16 protein-coding genes are annotated in these 19,897 nt (G+C 73.2%); 7 read left to right on the forward strand and 9 right to left on the reverse strand.

What is annotated here, in order from left to right; all coding sequences use genetic code 11:
• Nucleotides 1-277: 277 nt before the first annotated feature.
• Both rpsT and K353_RS11360 read right to left on the reverse strand, forming a co-directional pair.
• Nucleotides 278-541, reverse strand: coding sequence for a 30S ribosomal protein S20 (gene rpsT / locus K353_RS11355; protein ID WP_099899135.1), 264 nt, complete (start codon nucleotides 539-541; stop codon nucleotides 278-280).
• 210 nt (nucleotides 542-751) lie between these two features.
• Nucleotides 752-1,057, reverse strand: coding sequence for an antibiotic biosynthesis monooxygenase (locus K353_RS11360; RefSeq protein ID WP_111553466.1), 306 nt, complete (start codon nucleotides 1,055-1,057; stop codon nucleotides 752-754).
• A 104-nt stretch (nucleotides 1,058-1,161) separates the two neighbouring features.
• On the opposite strand from K353_RS11360, the gene lepA reads away from it, so the two are divergent.
• Nucleotides 1,162-3,030, forward strand: a complete 1,869-nt coding sequence (gene lepA, locus K353_RS11365) for a translation elongation factor 4 (protein ID WP_111553467.1) — start codon at nucleotides 1,162-1,164, stop codon at nucleotides 3,028-3,030.
• 162 nt (nucleotides 3,031-3,192) lie between these two features.
• Here lepA and K353_RS11370 read toward each other — a convergent pair whose 3' ends face one another.
• The 4 genes from K353_RS11370 to K353_RS11385 all read right to left on the reverse strand — a co-directional run bounded on the left by K353_RS11370 (nucleotide 3,193) and on the right by K353_RS11385 (nucleotide 9,442).
• Nucleotides 3,193-4,272: an NAD(P)/FAD-dependent oxidoreductase gene (locus tag K353_RS11370; RefSeq protein ID WP_111553468.1), complete on the reverse strand. Its 1,080-nt coding sequence runs from the start codon at nucleotides 4,270-4,272 to the stop codon at nucleotides 3,193-3,195.
• Between the two features lie 217 nt (nucleotides 4,273-4,489).
• Nucleotides 4,490-5,428, reverse strand: a complete 939-nt coding sequence (gene sigJ / locus K353_RS11375; protein WP_233533512.1) for an RNA polymerase sigma factor SigJ — start codon at nucleotides 5,426-5,428, stop codon at nucleotides 4,490-4,492.
• Between the two features lie 130 nt (nucleotides 5,429-5,558).
• Complete coding sequence (locus tag K353_RS11380) at nucleotides 5,559-7,712, reverse strand: ABC transporter ATP-binding protein (protein ID WP_370447588.1); 2,154 nt, start codon at nucleotides 7,710-7,712, stop codon at nucleotides 5,559-5,561.
• Nucleotides 7,709-9,442 (reverse strand): ABC transporter ATP-binding protein, encoded by a 1,734-nt coding sequence (locus K353_RS11385; RefSeq protein WP_158585390.1) that lies wholly within the window; start codon nucleotides 9,440-9,442, stop codon nucleotides 7,709-7,711. Before K353_RS11385 ends, K353_RS11380 begins: the two co-directional genes overlap by 4 nt.
• 249 nt (nucleotides 9,443-9,691) lie before the next feature.
• On the opposite strand from K353_RS11385, the gene K353_RS11390 reads away from it, so the two are divergent.
• Together K353_RS11390 and hemW are read left to right on the forward strand one after the other, a co-directional pair.
• Nucleotides 9,692-11,593: a long-chain fatty acid--CoA ligase gene (locus K353_RS11390; protein WP_111553469.1), complete on the forward strand. Its 1,902-nt coding sequence runs from the start codon at nucleotides 9,692-9,694 to the stop codon at nucleotides 11,591-11,593.
• A 70-nt stretch (nucleotides 11,594-11,663) separates the two neighbouring features.
• Nucleotides 11,664-12,893 (forward strand): radical SAM family heme chaperone HemW, encoded by a 1,230-nt coding sequence (gene hemW / locus K353_RS11395; RefSeq protein WP_111553470.1) that lies wholly within the window; start codon nucleotides 11,664-11,666, stop codon nucleotides 12,891-12,893.
• Between the two features lie 67 nt (nucleotides 12,894-12,960).
• Here the strand turns inward: hemW and K353_RS11400 are convergent, their stop codons facing one another.
• Complete coding sequence (locus K353_RS11400; RefSeq protein WP_111553471.1) at nucleotides 12,961-13,809, reverse strand: DUF3097 domain-containing protein; 849 nt, start codon at nucleotides 13,807-13,809, stop codon at nucleotides 12,961-12,963.
• A gap of 201 nt (nucleotides 13,810-14,010) precedes the next feature.
• On the opposite strand from K353_RS11400, the gene K353_RS11405 reads away from it, so the two are divergent.
• Entirely contained in the window at nucleotides 14,011-14,712 is a 702-nt protein-coding gene (locus tag K353_RS11405; protein WP_111553472.1) for a hypothetical protein, read from the forward strand.
• Nucleotides 14,713-14,718: 6 nt separating this feature from the next.
• Here the strand turns inward: K353_RS11405 and K353_RS11410 are convergent, their stop codons facing one another.
• The gene (locus tag K353_RS11410; protein WP_111553473.1) at nucleotides 14,719-15,306 is read right to left on the reverse strand and encodes a hypothetical protein; all 588 of its coding nucleotides are present in this window, start codon (nucleotides 15,304-15,306) and stop codon (nucleotides 14,719-14,721) included.
• A gap of 105 nt (nucleotides 15,307-15,411) precedes the next feature.
• Nucleotides 15,412-16,332: a zinc metalloprotease HtpX gene (htpX, locus tag K353_RS11415; RefSeq protein ID WP_111553474.1), complete on the reverse strand. Its 921-nt coding sequence runs from the start codon at nucleotides 16,330-16,332 to the stop codon at nucleotides 15,412-15,414.
• Between the two features lie 302 nt (nucleotides 16,333-16,634).
• Here htpX and hrcA point away from each other — a divergent pair, with 302 nt between their 5' ends.
• From hrcA to K353_RS11430, 3 genes are all read left to right on the forward strand, one after another.
• Nucleotides 16,635-17,708, forward strand: a complete 1,074-nt coding sequence (gene hrcA, locus K353_RS11420; RefSeq protein WP_199528069.1) for a heat-inducible transcriptional repressor HrcA — start codon at nucleotides 16,635-16,637, stop codon at nucleotides 17,706-17,708.
• Between the two features lie 81 nt (nucleotides 17,709-17,789).
• Nucleotides 17,790-18,929, forward strand: coding sequence for a molecular chaperone DnaJ (gene dnaJ, locus K353_RS11425; protein ID WP_111553475.1), 1,140 nt, complete (start codon nucleotides 17,790-17,792; stop codon nucleotides 18,927-18,929).
• A 116-nt stretch (nucleotides 18,930-19,045) separates the two neighbouring features.
• Complete coding sequence (locus K353_RS11430) at nucleotides 19,046-19,789, forward strand: 16S rRNA (uracil(1498)-N(3))-methyltransferase (RefSeq protein WP_111553476.1); 744 nt, start codon at nucleotides 19,046-19,048, stop codon at nucleotides 19,787-19,789.
• The last annotated feature ends 108 nt before the right edge of the window (nucleotides 19,790-19,897 follow it).

Raw genomic sequence — 19,897 nt, forward strand, 5'->3', positions numbered from 1 at the left:
GGCCGGAAACGCCGACTGCCCGCCCGGGAGGCCCGGGCGGGCAGGGAGTGGAGGCCCGTGGACGGGCGCTCGCACTGTGAAGCTGTGTACCGCACCCGCGTGGCGAACGCAGGCCGCGTGCGGTACGGGACGTACGGCTCGTCGGAATCCGGGTAGAGGGCCGGGGTTTCCGGGAGCGGGTGGTCGGCGGTGGCGGGTAGAGGGCCGCGGGTTCACGCCGACCGGAGTGGCGCCTGGTGGCACCGGGTGTACGGCGGGGCCGTACGGAAGAACCGGATCAGGCGGCGACGTTGACGCGCTTGGTGATCGCCGACTTCTTGTTGGCGGCCTGGTTCTTGTGGATGACGCCCTTGCTCACGGCCTTGTCGAGGGCCTTGGAGGCGGCGCGGGCCAGCACGACGGCCTTCTCGGTCTCGCCGGCGGCAGCGGCCTCGCGGGCCTTGCGCAGGGCGGTCTTCAGCGAGGACTTGACGGCCTTGTTGCGCAGGCGCGCCTTCTCGTTGGTCTTGTTGCGCTTGATCTGGGACTTGATGTTCGCCACGAAAGAGCCTCAGTCTGTTGTGAATCGTTGCTACGACGGGTGGCACCCCTGGCGCCGCCCGGCAGCTGAGAGGACATGCCGAGGGCGGAGTGCAGCGCCCCACGCTACCAGGGCCGCCCCGGGCCGCCCAAACCGGACCGCCGCCCCCGGCCGTCCTCCCCGGCCGTCCCCGTGCAGTTCCCTCGCCCGTCCCTCGCCCGCGGTCGGCGGTCATGCGGTGAGCAGCGGCTCGCCGTAGTGCTCGACGGTCGGGAACGGGTCGTAGAAGCGGTGCAGCAGTTCGCGCCAGCGCGCGTACTCGGGGGAGCGGCGGAAGCCCTCGGTGTGGTCCTCCAGGGTGCCCCAGCCGACCTGGAGCAGGAAGCGCGAGGTGCGCCCCGCGTCCAGGCAGCGGCGCAGTTCCAGGGAACGGAAGCCGGGTTGGACGGAGATCAGCGGGCGGGCCTCGGCGAAGGCGGCGAGGAACTCCTCCTCCCGGCCGGGGAGGACGTCGAGCAGAGCGCTTTCCAAGATCATGAGGTCATCGTCCCGCACACCCGCCCGGCCGGGAAGGACCCGGGGGCCGTTCGGCATGGGAGGATGGACAGAACCATATTGATCGGATCAGAAATCGGACCAAGGTGCCCGCGACCCCCAGCAACGTGCCAGAGCCCAGCCGTACTGACCCGGCGGTGATCCGCAACTTCTGCATCATCGCCCACATCGACCACGGCAAGTCGACGCTCGCCGACCGGATGCTGCAGATCACCGGCGTGGTGGACCCCCGGCAGATGCGCGCCCAGTACCTCGACCGGATGGACATCGAGCGCGAGCGCGGCATCACCATCAAGTCCCAGGCCGTCCGCCTCCCGTGGGCGCCGAGGTCCGGTGAGCAGGCGGGCACGACGCACATCCTCAACATGATCGACACCCCCGGCCACGTGGACTTCACGTACGAGGTGTCCCGCTCCCTCGCGGCCTGCGAGGGAACCATCCTGGTGGTCGACGCCGCCCAGGGCATCGAGGCGCAGACCCTCGCCAACCTGTACCTGGCGCTGGAGAACGACCTCACGATCATCCCCGTGCTCAACAAGATCGACCTGCCGGCCGCCCAGCCGGAGAAGTACGCCGCCGAGATCGCGCACATCATCGGCTGCGACCCGAGCGACGTGCTGAAGGTCTCCGCGAAGACCGGCCTCGGCGTCGAGGACCTGCTCGACCACGTGGTCGAGAAGATCCCGGCCCCGGTCGGCGTCAAGAACGCCCCGGCCCGCGCGATGATCTTCGACTCGGTGTACGACGCCTACCGCGGCGTGGTCACCTACGTGCGAGTCGTGGACGGCCAGCTCACCAAGCGCGAGCGGATCGCCATGATGTCCACCGGCGCGACCCACGAGCTGCTGGAGATCGGCGTCATCTCGCCGGAGCCCAAGGTCGCCGACGGCCTCGGCGTCGGCGAGGTGGGCTACATCATCACCGGTGTGAAGGACGTCCGGCAGTCCAAGGTCGGCGACACCATCACCTCGCAGAACAAGGGCGCCACCGAGGCCCTCGGCGGCTACAAGGACCCGCGCCCGATGGTGTTCTCCGGCCTCTACCCGCTGGACGGCTCGGACTACCCGCTGCTCCGCGACGCCCTGGACAAGCTGCGCCTGAACGACGCCGCCCTGGCCTACGAGCCGGAGACCTCGGTGGCGCTCGGCTTCGGCTACCGCTGCGGCTTCCTCGGCCTGCTGCACCTGGAGATCATCCGGGAGCGGCTGGAGCGCGAGTTCAACCTCGACCTGATCTCCACCGCCCCGAACGTGGTCTACCGGGTGATCATGGAGGACGGCACCGAGCACACCGTCACCAACCCGAGCGAGTTCCCCACCGGCAAGATCGCCGAGGTGTACGAGCCGGTGGTGCGCGGCACCATCCTGGCGCCGAACGAGTTCGTCGGCGCGATCATGGAGCTCTGCCAGTCCCGCCGCGGCACCCTCCAGGGCATGGACTACCTCTCCGAGGACCGGGTCGAGCTGCGCTACACCCTGCCGCTGGCCGAGATCGTCTTCGACTTCTTCGACCAGCTGAAGTCCAAGACCCGCGGCTACGCCTCGCTCGACTACGAGCCCATCGGCGAGCAGTCCGCCAACCTGGTCAAGGTCGACATCCTGCTGCACGGCGACGCGGTGGACGCGTTCTCCGCGATCGTGCACAAGGACAAGGCCTACAACTACGGCGTGATGATGGCCGGCAAGCTGCAGAAGCTCATCCCGCGCCAGCAGTTCGAGGTGCCGATCCAGGCCGCGATCGGCTCCCGGGTGATCGCCCGCGAGACGGTCCGGGCGATCCGCAAGGACGTCCTCGCCAAGTGCTACGGCGGTGACATCTCGCGCAAGCGCAAGCTGCTGGAGAAGCAGAAGGAAGGCAAGAAGCGGATGAAGATGGTCGGCCGGGTGGAGGTCCCGCAGGAGGCCTTCATCGCCGCGCTGTCGACGGACGCGGAGGCCCCGAAGGAGAAGAAGTAGCTCCGGAGGCGGGCCGATGACGGCGGGCCGGTGCTCCCTCGTACGAGGGGGTGCCGGCCCGTCGCCGTCCCGGCCGCCAGCCGTGGGTCCGCCGCCGTTCCGGCGCACCGCCGCCGTCCCGGCCGCCCGCCGTGGGCCCATGGCCGTCCCGGCCGCCCGGGGTCAGCGCAGCGACAGCGGCAGGCCCTTGACGATGCCCGCCTTGACCAGTCGGCCGACCGGGCCGGTCAGTACCCGGGGCCGCATCGAGTCGTCGCCGTGGATCAGCTGCACCAGCGCCTCGCCGCGGCCCAGGCTCAGGCACTGGGTGACGTAGCGGTACGAGAACGGCTCGCCGGTGCGGCCGGTGAGCAGCTTGGCCAGGTAGCGGCCCTGCGGCATCGCGGTGGCGCAGGCCATCCGCAGTTCGCCGGTGCCGGGCAGGTCGACGGCGGCGGCGTCGCCGATCACGTGCACCTCGGGGTGCGAGAGCGAGCGCAGGTGGTCGTCCACCAGGGCACGGCCGCGGGCGTTGACGGCCAGGCCGGCGTCGGCGGCCAGCGGGTGCGGCTCCATCGAGGCGGCCCACACCACCACGTCCGCGGGGAAGTCGGGGAGGCCGTCGTCCCCGCAGCTCAGCCCGGCCGCGGTGACGGCGGTGACCCGGTGCTGCTCGTCGACCCGGACCCCGAGGCGGCCGAGCACCGCCAGGACGTGCGCCCGGCCGCGCTCCGACAGCCAGCCGCCGACCCGGTCGGCCGCGACCAGCCGGACCTGCCAGGCCGGGTACGCCTCGGCCAGCTCGGTGGCCAGTTCGATGCCGGTCGGGCCGCCGCCGACCACCGCGACGGTGCCGGGCGCGGCGGCTCCGGCGAGCCGGCGGCGCAGCTCCTCGGCGCGTTCCGCCGAGTACGCGTGCTCGGCGGCGCCCGGCACCCCGCCCCAGGCGGTGCGGCTGCCGAGCGCGTACACCAGGGTGTCGTAGGCCAGCCGCCCGCCGTCCTCGGTGCGCACCTCGCAAGCGGCCAGGTCGATCGCGACGGCCCGGGTGGCCCGGTGGGTGACCTTGCGGCCGCGCAGCACGTGGGCGATCTCGGGGCGGGCGACCCGGCGGCCCGCCGCGATCTCGTGCTGCCGGACGCGGTGGTGGAAGCGCTGCTCGGGGGCGACCAGGGTGACCCGGTCCGGTCCTCGGCCGATCCCGGCGGCGGCGGACAGCCCCGCGTAGCCCGCGCCGATCACCACGATGTGCTTGCCGGTCATCTCGTCCTCCTTCGGAACCCCGCCGGTGGCGGTGCTGGAAGGGGGACGGCGCGGCCGGGGAGGGTGTGACCGTGATCCCGGTCACTCCGTCGGCTCCGACGGCTCAGCCTGCCCGGCCCGCCCCGTCGGCCAAGCCCGCTCCACCCGGCCCGCTCCGCCGGCCAAGCCCGCCCGGCCCGCCCCGTCGGCCAAGCCCGCTCCACCCGGCCCGCTCGGCTCACTCCGCCGCGAGGTGGCCGAGCTTCTCCGGGTTGACCATCACGTACGCGGCCGTGATCAGGCCGTTCTCGACGGTGAACGCCATCACGCCGCCGACCGTGCCGGGCGCCGCGTACCAGACCGCGCCCGCCTCGCCGTTGACCACGGCCGGGACCAGCGGCTGCTCCGGGCCGATCCAGCGGGTGGTGAGCTTGCGCAGCAGCCGGGAGACGTGGAGCGCGCCGAGGACCGGGCGGCGCACCGCATGGACGACGCCGCCGCCGTCGGCGTGCCAGACGACCTCCGGGTCGAGCAGCGCCACCAGCGCGGCCAGGTCGCCGCCGGTGGCCGCGGCGGTGAACGCCGTCACCACCCGGTGGTGCTCGGCCGGGTCGACCGGGCCGCGCCGGCCGCCGTCCCGGACCCGGCGGCGGGCCCGGGAGGCGAGCTGCCGGGCGGCCTCGGGGGAGCGGTCCAGGGCCGGGGCGATCTCGTCGAAGCCGACCGCGAACACGTCGTGCAGGACGAACGCCGCCCGCTCGGCCGGGGACAGCTGCTCCATCACCGCGAGCATCGCCACCGACACCGCCTCGCCCAGCTCGGCCCGTTCGGCCGGGGAGTCCGCGGCGGTCAGCACCGGCTCCGGCAGCCACTCGCCGACGTACGCCTCCCGGCGGGCCCGGGCCGAGCCCAGCTGGTCGTAGCAGAGCCGGGTGACCACGGTGGTCAGGTACGCGCGCGGGTCCGCCACGTCGGACCGGTCGGCGGACCGCCAGCGCAGCCAGGCGTCCTGGAGCACGTCCTCGGCGTCGGTGACCGAGCCCAGCAGCCGGTAGGCCACCGCGCCCAGGTAGCGGCGCTCGGCCTGGAAGGCGTCCACCGGACCGGCCGGGGACGGCCCGCCGGCGGGGGCGGGGGAGGCGTCGGCGGTCGGGTGCGCGGCGGTCGGTTCGGACACCCGACCACGGTAGCGCGCCCGACGGCGGCCGCCGCGGGCCGGTGCTGACCTCCCGTCAGGGACGAGCGGACGCGCCGGGGGGAGGCCCGCGCGGTGCGGACCTCCCCCCGGCGCGGCGGGTGGTGCGGGGTCAGTCGACCTCGGCCACCGCCTGGGCGAACTGGGCCTGGTAGAGGCGCGCGTAGGCGCCGTCGGCGGCGATCAGCCCGTCGTGGGTGCCCTGTTCGACGATCGAGCCGTTCTCCATCACCAGGATCACGTCGGCGTCCCGGATGGTGGAGAGCCGGTGGGCGATCACGAAGCTGGTGCGGCCGGTGCGCAGTTCGGCCATGGCGCGCTGGATCAGCACCTCGGTGCGGGTGTCGACGGAGCTGGTGGCCTCGTCGAGGACCAGGATCGAGGGCTGGGCGAGGAAGGCCCGGGCGATGGTGATCAGCTGCTTCTCGCCCGCGCTGACGCCGGTGCCCTCGTCGTCCAGGACGGTGTCGTAGCCCTCGGGCAGGGTCCGCACGAAGCGGTCCACGTGCGCGGCCCTCGCGGCCGCGACCACCTGTTCGCGGGTGGCGCTCTCGGCGCCGTAGGCGATGTTCTCGGCGATGGTGCCGCCGAACAGCCAGGTGTCCTGGAGGACCATGCCGATGCCGGAGCGCAGCTCCTCGCGGGACATCGCGGCGATGTCCACCCCGTCCAGGGTGATCCGCCCGCCGCTGACCTCGTAGAACCGCATCAGCAGGTTGACCATGGTGGTCTTGCCCGCGCCGGTCGGGCCGACGATGGCCACCGTGTGGCCGGGCTCGACCTTCAGGGACAGGCCCTCGATGAGCGGCTTGTCGGGGTCGTAGCGGAAGGAGACGTCCTCGAACGCGACCCGGCCGTGCACCTCGGCGGGGCGCTCGGGGTGCTGCGGCTCGGGGGACTGCTCCTCGGCGTCCAGCAGTTCGAAGACCCGCTCGGCGGAGGCGACGCCGGACTGCACCAGGTTGGCCATCGAGGCGACCTGGCTGAGCGGCTGGCTGAACTGGCGGGAGTACTGGATGAACGCCTGCACGTCGCCGATGGACAGCGCGCCGCTCGCCACCCGCAGACCGCCGACCACCGCGACCAGCACGTAGTTGATGTTGCCGACCAGCATCATCGCGGGCTGGATGATGCCCGAGATGAACTGCGCCCGGAAGGACGCCTCGTAGAGCGCCCGGTTCTCCCGGTCGAAGAGCTCCGCGGCCTCCTTCTGGCGGCCGAAGACCTTCACCAGGCTGTGTCCGGTGAACATCTCCTCGATGTGCGCGTTGAGCTTGCCGGTGGAGCCCCACTGCTTGACGAACTGCGGCTGGGCGCGCTTGCCGACCTTGGTGGCGACGATCACCGAGACCGGCACCGAGACCAGCGCGATCACCGCCAGCAGTGGCGAGATCCAGAACATCATGGCCAGCACGCCGACGATGGTCAGCAGCGAGTTCACCACCTGGCCCATGGTCTGCTGCATGGACTGGTTGATGTTGTCGATGTCGTTGGTGACCCGGCTGAGCACCTCGCCGCGCGACTGCCGGTCGAAGTAGCTGAGCGGCAGCCGGGACAGCTTCGCCTCGACCTCCTCGCGCAGCCGGAACACCGTGCGGTTGATCGCCAGCGCGGCCAGCCGGCCCTGGAGCACGCCGAACAGGACGGCGGCCAGGTAGATGCCCAGCACCCAGAGCAGGACGGTGCCGATGCTGTCGAAGTCCATGCCCCGGCCGGGCGTGAAGTCGACGGTGGCGAGCAGGTCGGCGACGTTGCCCTCGCCCCGAGCCCGCAGCCCGTCCAGGACGGCCTGCTTGTCCGGCGCGCCGGCGAAGCGCGGCCCGGTGGCCCCGGCCACGATCAGGTCGGTCGCCTTGCCGAGCACCCGGGGGCCGACCACCTGGCAGCCGATGGAGAGCACGCCCAGGCCGAGCACGGTGAACAGCAGCTTGCGCTGGGGGCCGAGCAGGGCGAGCAGGCGCTTCGCGGAGCCGCCGAAGTCCTTCGACTTCTCGGTGCCCTGCGCGCCCATGAACCGGCCGGGCCCGCCGCTGCCGCGCCGGGCCGCCGCCTCCTGCGAACCGGAGGGCACCTCGGCGGGGGCCCCGGCCGCCCCCGACGCCCCCGACGTCCCGGAGGCCGCCGGGGCCCCGGCCGCCCCGGTCTTGGTCAGGTCCGGCCCGCCGGAAGCCCGCGCGGCCTCCGCGGCCCCCGGGGCCTCCGGGCTCCCCGCCGTCTCCGGGTTCCGGTCGTTCTCGGGGTTCCCGTGGTTCTCGGGGCTGGTCACGCCGCCTCCTGCTCGGTGAGCTGGGAGAGCACGATCTCCCGGTACGTCGGGTTGTCGGCCATCAGCTCCTGGTGGGTGCCGGTGCCGACGACGGCGCCCTCGTCGAGGACGACGATCCGGTCGGCGTCGCGGATGGTGGAGACCCGCTGGGCGACGATCACCACGGTGGCGTCCCCGGTCTCCCGGGCGAGCGCGGCGCGCAGCCGGGCGTCGGTGGCGTAGTCGAGGGCCGAGAAGGAGTCGTCGAACAGGTAGACCTCGGGCTTGCGGACCAGCGCGCGGGCGATCGCCAGGCGCTGGCGCTGGCCGCCGGAGACGTTGGTGCCGCCCTGGGCGATCGGGGCGTCCAGGCCCGCGGGGAGCTTCCGGACGAAGTCCGCGGCCTGCGCGGTCTCCAGCGCCTGCCAGAGCTCCTCGTCGGTGGCCTCGGGCTTGCCGTAGCGCAGGTTGGAGGCGACGGTGCCGGAGAACAGGTACGGCTTCTGCGGGACGAGGCCGATGATCTCGGACAGCTTCCGCGGGTCGAGCTCGCGCACGTCCACGCCGTCGATCAGGACGGTGCCGCCGGTGGCGTCGAACAGCCGGGGGACGAGTCCGAGCAGGGTGGTCTTGCCGGAGCCGGTGGAGCCGATGACGGCGGTGGTCTCGCCGGGCCGGGCGGTCAGGTCGATGCCGCGCAGCACCGGGACCTCGGCGCCCGGGTAGCGGAAGTCGACGCCGCGCAGCTCCAGGGTGCCGCGGGCGTGCAGCTCGGTGACCGGCCGCAACGGCGGGACGACGCTGGACTCGGTGTCCAGCACCTCCTGGATGCGCTCGGCGCAGACCTCGGCGCGCGGCACCATCATGAACATGAAGGTGGCCATCATGACGCTCATCAGGATCTGCATCAGGTAGGAGAGGAACGCGGTGAGCGCGCCGATCTGCATGCCGCCGCTCTGGATGCGGTGCGCGCCGAACCAGAAGACGGCGACGCTGGAGACGTTCACCACGCCCATCACGATCGGGAACATCAGCGACATCAGCCGGCCGACCCGCAGCGAGTAGTCGGCGAGTTCGCCGTTGGCGCCGCTGAAGCGGGCCCGCTCGTGGTCGTCCTTGACGAAGGCCCGGATGACCCGGATGCCGGTGATCTGCTCGCGCATGATCCGGTTGACCGCGTCGATCCGGGTCTGCATGCCGCGGAACTGCGGCCGCATCTTGCCGACCAGCACCGTGACCACCGCGCCGAGCAGCGGGACCACGGCGAGCAGCAGGCCGGACAGCGGCACGTCCTGGTTCAGCGCCATGACCACGCCGCCGACGCACATGATCGGCGCGGCGACCATCAGGGTGAAGGTCATCAGCGCCAGCATCTGCACCTGCTGGACGTCGTTGGTGGTGCGGGTGATCAGCGAGGGCGCGCCGAACTGGTTGAGCTCGCGGGCGGAGAAGTCCTGCACCCGGGAGAACACCGCGGCGCGGACGTCCCGGCCGACGGACATGGCGGTGCGCGCGCCGTAGTAGACCGCGCCGATCGAGCAGGCGGCCTGGGCCAGCGACACGCCGACCATGACCGCGCCGACCCGCAGGATGTAGCCGGTGTCGCCCTTGAGCACGCCGCTGTCGATGATGTCCGCGTTCAGCGTCGGCAGGTAGAGCATGCCGATGGTGGACACCAGCTGGAGCAGCACCAGCAGGGTGATGTCCCGGGAGTAGGGGCCCAGATGGGCGCGTAGGAGTCTGAAAAGCACCGTGACACTCTCGTCTGCGGAGGGGATGGGCGCATCCCGATTTCGGGTACTGGGGGGAAAGCTTCACGTTCGGGCAGCTGCTGCACTGCCGACCTGGGAGTGTGCCAGCTCACGTCACCCCCTTACGGATCGGCTTTCCACCCCCTAGGCTGCTGGTGCCCTTTGTTACTCGCCGGTTAAGTCGGTGTCGGGCGGCCCCCGCGGCCGGCGCCCGCCCGCTCTCGGTCCACCCGCCCCCGGAGGTCCTCGTTGAGTTCCGCGCAGTCCATGATCGAGCGGCGCCCGCCCTCCGTGGCGCACCTGTTGCTCAGCAGGGTAAAGGCCACTCCGAACGGTGAGGCCTACCGGTACCCGGTTCCGGTGGACGAGCAGGCCGCGGACAGCGCTCCGGGCGCCGAGCAGTGGCGCTCGCTGACCTGGGCGCAGGCGCACCGGCGGATCACCGCGGTCGCGGCCGGCCTGATGGCGCTGGGCATCCGCGCCGAGGACCGGGTGGCGATCGCCTCCGCGACCAGGATCGAGTGGATCCTCGCCGACCTCGGCAACATGTGCGCCGGCGCGGCCACCACCACCGTCTACCCGAGCACCAACTCCGACGAGACCGCGTTCATCCTGGCCGACTCCGGCAGCCGCGCGCTGTTCGCCGAGGACGAGGGCCAGCTGCGCAAGGCCGCCGAGCAGAAGGACGCGCTGCCCGAGCTGGAGTGGGTGGTCCTGTTCGAGGCCCCCGCCGGCGGCGTCCCGCAGGCCGAGGGCCTGACCGTGCTCACCCTCGCCGAGCTGGAGGAGCGCGGCACCGCCTACCTGGCCGAGCACCCCGACGCGGTGGAGAAGGCCGTCGACTCGCTCGACAAGGAGCAGCTCGCCACCCTGATCTACACCTCCGGCACCACCGGCCGCCCCAAGGGCGTGCGCCTGGTGCATGACTGCTGGGCCTACGAGGGCGTGGCGCAGGAGGAGAGCGGGCTGCTGCGCGCGGACGACGTGCAGTTCATGTGGCTGCCGCTGTCGCACGTGTTCGGCAAGACGCTGATCTCCGGCCAGATCGCCACCGGCCACGTGATGGCGGTGGACGGCCGGGTGGACCGGATCATCCACAACCTGCCGGTGATCCGCCCGACCCTGATGGCCTCCGCGCCGCGGATCTTCGAGAAGGTCTACAACGGCATCGCGGGCCGGGCCCGGGCCGAGGGCGGCGCCAAGTACAAGATCTTCCTGTGGGCGGCCGCGACGGCCCGCGCGTACGCGCAGACCGTCCAGGCCGCCCAGGTCGCCACCGGGCGGGAGAGCGCCCCGCTGGGCCTGCGGCTGCGGCACTCGCTGGCCGACCGGCTGGTGTACACCAAGATCCGGGCCGCGTTCGGCGGCCGGCTGCGCGGCGCGGTGTCGGGCAGCGCGGCCCTGGCGCCGGAGATCGGCTACTTCTTCAAGGGCGCGGGCGTCCCGGTGCTGGAGGGCTACGGCCTGACCGAGACCTCGGCCGGCTCCACGGTCAACCGGGCCGAGGACTTCCGGGTCGGCACCGTCGGCCTGCCGCTGCCCGGCACCGAGGTGCGGATCGCCGAGGACGGCGAGATCCTGCTGCGCGGCCCGGGCGTCATGCGCGGCTACCACCGGATGCCCGAGCAGACCGCCGAGGTGCTGGAGCCGGACGGCTGGTTCCACACCGGCGACATCGGCGAGCTCGGCGAGGGCGGCTACCTGCGGATCACCGACCGCAAGAAGGACATGTTCAAGACCTCCGGCGGCAAGTACGTCGCGCCCAGCGAGGTCGAGGGCAAGTTCAAGGCGATCTGCCCGTTCGTCAGCAACATCCTGGTGATCGGCAACGGCCGCAACTACTGCACCGCGCTGATCGGCCTGGACGAGACGGTGATCATGCCGTGGGCCGCCGAGCACGGCCTGGCCGGCCGGCCGTACGCGGAGGTGGTCGCCGACCCGGCCACCGTCGAGCTGATCGACGGCTTCGTCAAGCGCCTCAACGGCGAGCTCCAGCGCTGGCAGACGATCAAGAAGTTCGCGCTGCTCCCGCGCGACCTGGACATCGAGCACGGCGAGCTCACCCCGAGCCTGAAGATCAAGCGCCCGGTGGTCGAGCGGACGTACGCCGACGAGGTCAGCGCGATGTACGCGGGCGCCAACGAGGCCTGAGCCCCGTCCGTCCGGTAGCGGCCGGAGGACCCCTTTCGGGTTTCGCCGGCCGCTACCGGACAATGGGCGCATGCCCTCCGCACTCCCCGACGGCGAACCGGTGCCGTCCGACGGCTCGCTGCCCGCCCACGCCCTGCACGGACTCGGCGAGCGGCCGTTCGGCTTCTACCTGCACGTGCCGTACTGCGCCAGCCGCTGCGGCTACTGCGACTTCAACACCTACACCGCCACCGAACTGCGCTCCTCCGGCGCGGTCGCCTCGCAGGAGACCTACGCGGACAACGTGATCGCCGAGATCCGGCAGGCCCGCCGGGTCCTCGGCGACACCGAGCTGCCGGTCGAGACGGTCTTCCTCGGCGGCGGCACCCCGACCCTGCTGCCCGCCCGCGACCTGGTGCGGATGCTGGCCGCGCTGCGCGAGGAGTTCGGCCTCGCCCCCGGCGCGGAGGTCACCACCGAGGCCAACCCGGAGTCCGTCGACCCGGCCTACCTGGCCGAACTGCGCGCGGGCGGCTACAACCGGATCTCCTTCGGCATGCAGAGCGCCCGCCCGCACGTGCTCGCCCTGCTCGACCGCCACCACACCCCCGGCCGCCCCGAGGCCTGCGTCGCCGAGGCCCGTGCGGCCGGCTTCGACCACGTCAACCTGGACCTGATCTACGGCGCCCCCGGCGAGTCCGACCGGGACTGGCAGGCCTCGCTGGACGCGGCGATCGGCGCCGGCCCCGACCACGTCTCCGCGTACTCGCTGATCGTCGAGGACGGCACCCGCCTCGCCGCCCGGGTCAAGCGCGGCGAACTGCCGATGATCGACGACGACGTGCACGCCGACCGCTACCTGATGGCCGACCGGGCGCTGACCGCCGCCGGGTACGCCTGGTACGAGGTCTCCAACTGGGCCACCACCCCCGAGGGCCGCTGTCGCCACAACGAGCTGTACTGGACCGGCGCCGACTGGTGGGGCGCCGGCCCCGGCGCGCACAGCCACGTCGGCGGCGTCCGCTGGTGGAACGCCAAGCACCCCGCCGCGTACGCCCGGGCGCTCGCCGAGGGGCGCACCCCCGCGCTCGGCCGCGAGGTGCTGGCCGACGAGGACCGCCGGGTCGAGCGCATCCTGCTCGAACTACGCCTCGCCGAGGGCTGCCCGCTCGACCTGCTCACCCCCGACGGCCGGGCCGCCGCCGACCGGGCCCTCGCCGACGGCCTGCTGGAGCCCGCCCCGTACGCGGCGGGCCGGGCCGCGCTGACCCTGCGCGGACGGCTGCTGGCGGACGGGGTGGTCCGCGACCTGGTCGACTGACCCGGTCCGGGAACCCGGGCCCCGGCACCCGGTCCGGGGGATCAGGCCCGGCACCCGGTCCGGGGGCTCAGGCCCCGCCGCCGCCGCCCGGCAGCGTGACGAAGTCGATCAACTCCTCGACCCGGCCGAGCAGTTCCGGCTCCAGGTCCTTCCAGCCGTCGACCGAGGCGAGGATCCGCTTCCAGGCGGCGGGGGTGTCCACCGGCCAGCCCAGCCGGCGGCAGACGCCCTCCTTCCACACCTCGCCGCGCGGCACCTCCGGCCAGGCCGCGAAGCCCAGCCCGGCGGGTTTCACGGCCTGCCAGACGTCGACGTAGGGGTGGCCGACCACCAGGACGTGCTCGCCGGTCACCCGGGCGGCGATCCGGTGCTCCTTGGTGCCGGGCAGCAGGTGGTCGACCAGCACGCCCAGCCGGCGGCCCGGGCCGGGCGCGAACGCCTCGACGATGGCGGGCAGGTCGTCCACGCCCTCCAGGTACTCCACCACCACGCCCTCGATCCGCAGGTCGTCGCCCCAGACCCGTTCGACCAGCTCGGCGTCGTGCCGGCCCTCGACGTAGATCCGCGACTCGCGGGCCACCCGGGCCCGCGCCCCCGGCACCGCGACCGAACCGGACGCGGTGCGCCCCGGGCCGCGCGGCGCGGCCGGCGCCGCCGCGGCGGGCCGCACCAGCGTCACCACCCGCCCCTCCAGCAGGAACCCGCGCGGCACCAGCGGGAACACCCGGTGCTTGCCGAACCGGTCCTCCAGCGTGACGGTGAACCCCTCGGCCGTCCGCTCGCAGCGCACCACCGCCCCGCAGAACCCGGTCGCCGCCTCCTCCACCACCAGGTCCCGCTCCGCCGCCACCTCGGGCGCGGGCTGCTGCCGCTTCCACGGCGGGGTCAGATCCGGCCCGTACTCCCTGCTCCGCATGGACCGCAGTCTACGAAACACCGACCGGCCCGACGTCGCGTCAGCCCGGGTGCGGGGGGTGCGGACGTCGCCGAGGCGGATCCGGCGCGGTCCGGCCGGTCACGGGTGCCGCCCCGGGAGCGAGAGGCCGCCACCGCTGTGGGACATTGCCCGACGATCACACCCCGACGATCACGCGGGGGCGGAGACGGGGGCGGAACGATGAACGGGCGCGGGCAGGTGGCGGCGGCGGTCGCCGCGGTGCTGCTGCTGGGCGCGACGGCCTGTACGGCCGACGGCCCGGCGAAGGCCGGTCCGGCGCCGCCGCCGCTGCGCGCGGGCCTGCTGACGGCGGACCTGCTGCCGGAGGGCTTCACCCTGAACACCTCGGAGGTGGAGTCGACCACCACCCGCGCGCCGGGCGCCGCCTCCACCTACGTGCCGAACACCGGGCCGCTGGAGTCGATGCCCTGCTCCGAGCTGGGCATCGACTCCTTCCTGACCACGCACGCCAAGCCGCTGGAGGACGTCGCGGTGGGCCTGGAGCGCCGACCCGTCGGCGACGACGACTTCGGCTGGGGCGGGCAGGAGGTGCTCGACCGCTACCCGTTCGGGCGGGCGGCCGCCGTCCTGGACGCGGTCCGTGCGGCGGTCGGACGCTGCGCGGACTTCAGCACGGTGCTGGAGGACGGCGCGGTGCTGCAGGAGAGCGCGACCGCGACCCAGGTCGGCGACAGCCTGCGGGTGCGGATCACCTCGATGCCGCCGCCCGAAGGCGTCCACCCGTGGGTCGACGAGACCGCGTTCGTCCGGTTCGGCGACGTGGTCCTGACGGTGCAGCAGATCGGCACCGACCGGCCGACCGACGACCTGCGGACCGCTCTGGACGCCGCCGTGCGGGCCTACCGGGCCCGGGCGCACTGACGGGGGTCAGCCCTCGATGCCCGGCGCGCCCCAGACCGGGAACCAGCGGGAGAGGTCCGGCTCGATCCGCAGGTCGTCGCGGAGCAGGTGGGAGACCTCGATCTCCAGCGGGTTGTCCCGCTTCTCCTGCCCGGCGACCTTGCACATCGGGTAGAAGGTGCCGCGCTTGTACAGGTACACCAGGGCCAGCGAGCGGCCCTCGGCGTCCCGGAAGGCGACCAGCGAGCAGAGCAGCTGCGGCCCGAAGCCGTTGGCCTCCAGCTCGCTGTTGACCGCGTGCAGGTCGTTGACCAGGTCGGGCAGCTCCTCGGGGGTGTGCCGGGCCAGCAGCCAGGAGTACCCGTACCCGTCCCGGGACGCCTCGACGGGGACGCCGCCGCGCCCGGTGTCCGCGTCCAGCAGCGCCCGCACCTGCTGCTGCACCTCGGTGAAGGCCGCGCCCTCGACCGCGGCGAAGCAGACCGAGCCCAGGCCGGTCGGCAGGAACCCCTTGGCGGCCTGCAGGGTCAGCGCCGCCGACGGGATGCCGAACAGCTGGTCGAGGTCGGGCTTCACCGGCTTGGTCCGGCCGAACAGGGCGTCCAGGAATCCCACGCCGCGAGCTCCTTCTTCGGTGACTTCGGGTGACTTGGGGTGACTTCGGTGATTCCCGTGGCCGCGGTGACCGCGGTGACCGCGGGGGCTCCGGCGGGGGCGGGCTCAGTGCCCGAGTTCGTCGGAGACCTTCCGCAGCTGGGCGAGGCGCTGCTCCAGCGAGGGGTGGGTGGAGAGCAGCTGGGAGGCGGTCTCCCTGGCGCTCAGCGCCGGGGCGAAGTAGAAGGCGTTGTACGGCTGGGCCTGGCGCAGGTCCTTGGTCGGGATGGCGGCGATCTGCCCGGTCACCTTGGTCAGCGCCGAGGCCAGCGCGGCGGGCCGGCCGGTCAGCTGGGCGGCGGCCCGGTCGGCGGCCAGCTCGCGGTAGCGGGACAGCAGCCTGGTGAGCAGGAAGCTGATCGCGTACACCACCATCGAGGCCAGCGGGATCAGCACCATGGCGATCGCCGCGTTCTGGTCGTTGCTGTTCCGGTTGCCGCCGCCCATCATGCCGCCGTACAGGGCGATCCTGGTCATCGCGCCGGCCAGCACGCCGAGGAACCCGGCCACCGTCATCACCGCGACGTCCCGGTGCGCGACGTGCGACAGCTCGTGGGCCAGCACGCCCTCCAGCTCCTCCGGCTCCAGCCGGCGCAGCAGGCCGGTGGTCACGCAGATCACCGCGTTCTGCGGGTTGCGGCCGGTGGCGAAGGCGTTGGGCATGTCGTTGTCGGCGACCGCGACCCGCGGCTTGGGCATGTCGGCCAGCGCGCACAGCCGGTCGACCGCGCCGTGCAGCTGCGGGTACTGCTCGGGGGTGACCCGGTGGGCGCCCATCGCCCGTTCGGTGATCTTGTCGGAGAACCAGAACTGCGCGACGAACAGGCCGCCGGAGATCAGCACCACCAGCGGCCAGGCGCCGCGCAGCAGCACGATCAGCAGGCCGGTGAAGCCCACGTAGACCAGCCCGATCAGGAACATGGTGGTGACCATCCGGCCGGTCAGCCCGCGGTCGGGGGTGAACCTGGAGTGCTGTGGCACCGACATCGCTGCTCCTCCTCGTGCCTCGCGCGGTGCCGGACCGCGCTGCCGCGCCGTCCGCCCCGCTCGCCTTCGATGCTGCCACCGGCCGGCCCCGGGGGCACCATCCGAAACGATGGGAATTCGGTGGGAAAGCGACACGTCCCGGGCGCGTCGCCGGTCCTCCGGTCCAGGATCACGGGGGCGGACCGTTCCTGCCGTCAGGCCCGGGCCGTACACTGGCAGGTACGGTCCTGGCACTCTGACCAGTGGAGTGCCAAGCCGGGTCAGACACCGGGTCAACGGACGACGACGGAGGTGCGTGCCCCATGCCGGACGACGGCAAGCCCGACGGCCGACTGATCGACACGCGCCCGGCCGCCCGTCCGCTCGACGAGCGGCGCCTCGCGGTGCTCCGGGCGATCGTCCAGGACTACGTGGGCACCGAGGAGCCGGTCGGCTCCAAGGCCCTGGTGGAGCGGCACAACCTCGGCGTCTCCCCGGCCACGGTCCGCAACGACATGTCCGCGCTGGAGGACGACGGGTACATCCACCAGCCGCACACCAGCGCGGGCCGGATCCCCACCGACAAGGGCTACCGGCTCTTCGTCGACCGGCTCGCCGAGGTCAAGCCGATGACCGCCCCCGAGCGCCGGGCGATCCGGCACTTCCTGGAGGGCGCGGTCGACCTGGACGACGTGGTGGCCCGGACGGTGCGGCTGCTCGCCCAGCTCACCCGGCAGGTCGCGGTGGTCCAGTACCCGTCGCTGACCCGCTCCACCGTCCGGCACATCGAACTGGTGTCGCTCACCCCGACCAAGCTGATGCTGGTGCTGATCACCAACACCGGCCGGGTCGAACAGCGGATGGTCGACTGCCCGGCCCCGGTCGGCGAGGCCCTGCTCGGCGACCTGCGGGCCAGGCTCAACGGCATGGCGGGCGGCTGCCGGCTGCCCGAGGTGCCGACCGTCCTGGAGGATCTGCCGGCGGGCTTCGAGCCCGCCGACCGGCCCGCCGTCAGCACCGTGCTGACGGTCCTGTTCGAGGCGCTGGCCGAACAGAACGAGGAACGGATCATGCTGGCGGGCACCGCCAACCTGACGCGCTTCGGCCACGACTTCCCGCTCACCATCCGGCCGGTCCTGGAGGCGCTGGAGGAGCAGGTGGTGCTGTTGCGCCTGCTGGGCGAGACGGCGGACTCGGCGATGACCGTCCGGATCGGCCACGAGATCGCGCACGAGGGGCTCAATTCCACGTCGGTGGTCTCGGTCGGTTACGGTTCGGGCGACCAGAGCGTGGCAAAGCTGGGAGTGATCGGTCCGACCCGGATGGATTACCCGGGCACAATGGGGGCGGTGCGCGCGGTGGCACGGTACGTCGGCCAGATCCTGGCGGAGTCGTGACGGCGCGGCCGCAGCGGAACGGCGCAACAAGCAGCGTGCTGTCGCAGGCACTTCTAGAGGCGGAACAAACCGGAGCATTTGGTGGCCACGGACTACTACGCGGTACTCGGCGTCCGACGCGACGCGGGGCAGGACGAGATCAAGAAGGCGTTCCGGCGCCTCGCCCGTGAACTGCACCCGGACGTCAACCCGGACCCGAAGACGCAGGAGCGGTTCAAGGAGATCAACGCCGCCTACGAGGTGCTCTCCGACCCGCAGAAGCGTCAGGTCTACGACCTCGGCGGCGACCCGCTGTCGCCGAACGGCGGCGGCGCGGGCGGCTTCGGCGCCGGTGCGGCCGGGTTCGGCTTCTCCGACATCATGGACGCCTTCTTCGGCGCCGCGACCGGCCAGCGCGGCCCGCGCTCGCGCACCCGCCGCGGCCAGGACGCCATGATCCGGCTGGAGATCACCCTGGAGGAGGCCGCGTTCGGCACCACCAAGGAACTCCAGGTCGACACCGCCGTCACCTGCACCACCTGCAACGGCGAGGGCGCCGCGCCCGGCACCTCCGCGCAGACCTGCGACATGTGCCGCGGCAAGGGCGAGGTCTCCCAGGTCACCCGGTCCTTCCTGGGCCAGGTCATGACCTCCCGCCCCTGCCCGCAGTGCCAGGGCTTCGGCACCGTCGTCCCCACCCCGTGCCCCGAGTGCGCCGGCGACGGCCGGGTCCGCGCCCGCCGCACCCTCACGGTCAAGATCCCGGCCGGTGTCGACAACGGCACCCGGATCCAGCTGGCCGGCGAGGGCGAGGTCGGCCCCGGCGGCGGCCCCGCCGGCGACCTGTACGTGGAGATCGCCGAGACCAGCCACCCGACCTTCCAGCGGCGCGGCGACGACCTGCACTGCACCGTCACCATCCCGATGACCGCCGCGTCGCTCGGCACCCAGGTGCCGCTGCAGACCCTGGACGGCCTGGAGGAGGTCGACATCCGGCCCGGCACCCAGTCCGGCCAGTCGATCCCGCTGCACGGCCGGGGCATCACCCACCTGCGCGGCGGCGGCCGGGGCGACCTGATAGTGCACGTCGAGGTGCAGACGCCCACCAAGCTCGACCCGGAGCAGGAGGAGCTGCTGCGGCGGCTCGCCCTGCTGCGCGGCGAGGAGCGTCCGTCCGGGCAGTTCGCGCCCGGCCAGCAGGGCCTGTTCTCCCGGTTGAAGGACGCCTTCAACGGCCGGTGAGACCCGCCCCTCCCGCGCCGGAGGGGCCTCCCGGGCCGGGAGCGGCGAGGTCGGGGACCTCGCCGCTCCCGGCCCGTTCCGCCGGACGACCCACTGCTGAGAGGGCTGCTGTACCGATGACCGCACCGGTGTTCGTCGTCGACGACCTGACCGGGGCCGCCCCCGGCGCCACCGTCCGGCTGGACGGCCCCGAGGGCCGGCACGCCGTCGCCGTCAAGCGCCTGGAGCCCGGCGAGGCGCTCACCCTCGCCGACGGGCGCGGCCGCGGCGCGGACGGCACCGTCGCCGCGCTGCACGGCAAGGACGCCCTCGACGTCCTGGTCACCGCCGTCCGCGACGCGCCCGCCCCCGCTCCCCGGATCACCGTCGTCCAGGCGCTGCCCAAGGGCGACCGCGGCGAACTCGCCGTCGAGACCATGACCGAGGCCGGCGTCGACGCGGTCGTGCCCTGGGCCGCCGCCCGCTGCATCACCCAGTGGAAGGGCGAGCGCGGCGCCAAGGCGCTCGCCAAGTGGCGGGCCACCGCCCGCGAGGCCGGCAAGCAGTCGCGCCGGCTGCGCTTCCCGGAGGTCGGCGACCCGGTGACCACCCGGCAGCTGCTGCCGCTGCTCGCCGCTGCGGACTTCGCGGCCGTCCTGCACGAGGAGGGCGCGCTGCCGCTCGCCACCGCGCAGCTCCCGGCCGGGGGCGAGATCGTCCTGGTGGTCGGGCCCGAGGGGGGCGTCTCCCCGGACGAGCTCGCCGCCTTCGCCGGGGCCGGCGCCGCGCCGTACCGGCTGGGCCCCTCCGTGCTGCGCACCTCCACGGCGGGCGTCGCCGCCGGCTCCCTGCTGCTCGGCCGCACCGGCCGCTGGGGGTAGGCCCGCTCCTCCGGACCCGGCGCCGGGGGCGGGGACGCGCCGCCCCGGCCGCGGGTCGCGGGCTCCCGCAACCTCTGACGATCCGTGAGCCGCGCCGCCTAGGGTGGC

The sequence above is a fragment of the Kitasatospora sp. SolWspMP-SS2h genome (assembly GCF_003259315.1).
Classification (GTDB): domain Bacteria; phylum Actinomycetota; class Actinomycetes; order Streptomycetales; family Streptomycetaceae; genus Kitasatospora; species Kitasatospora fiedleri.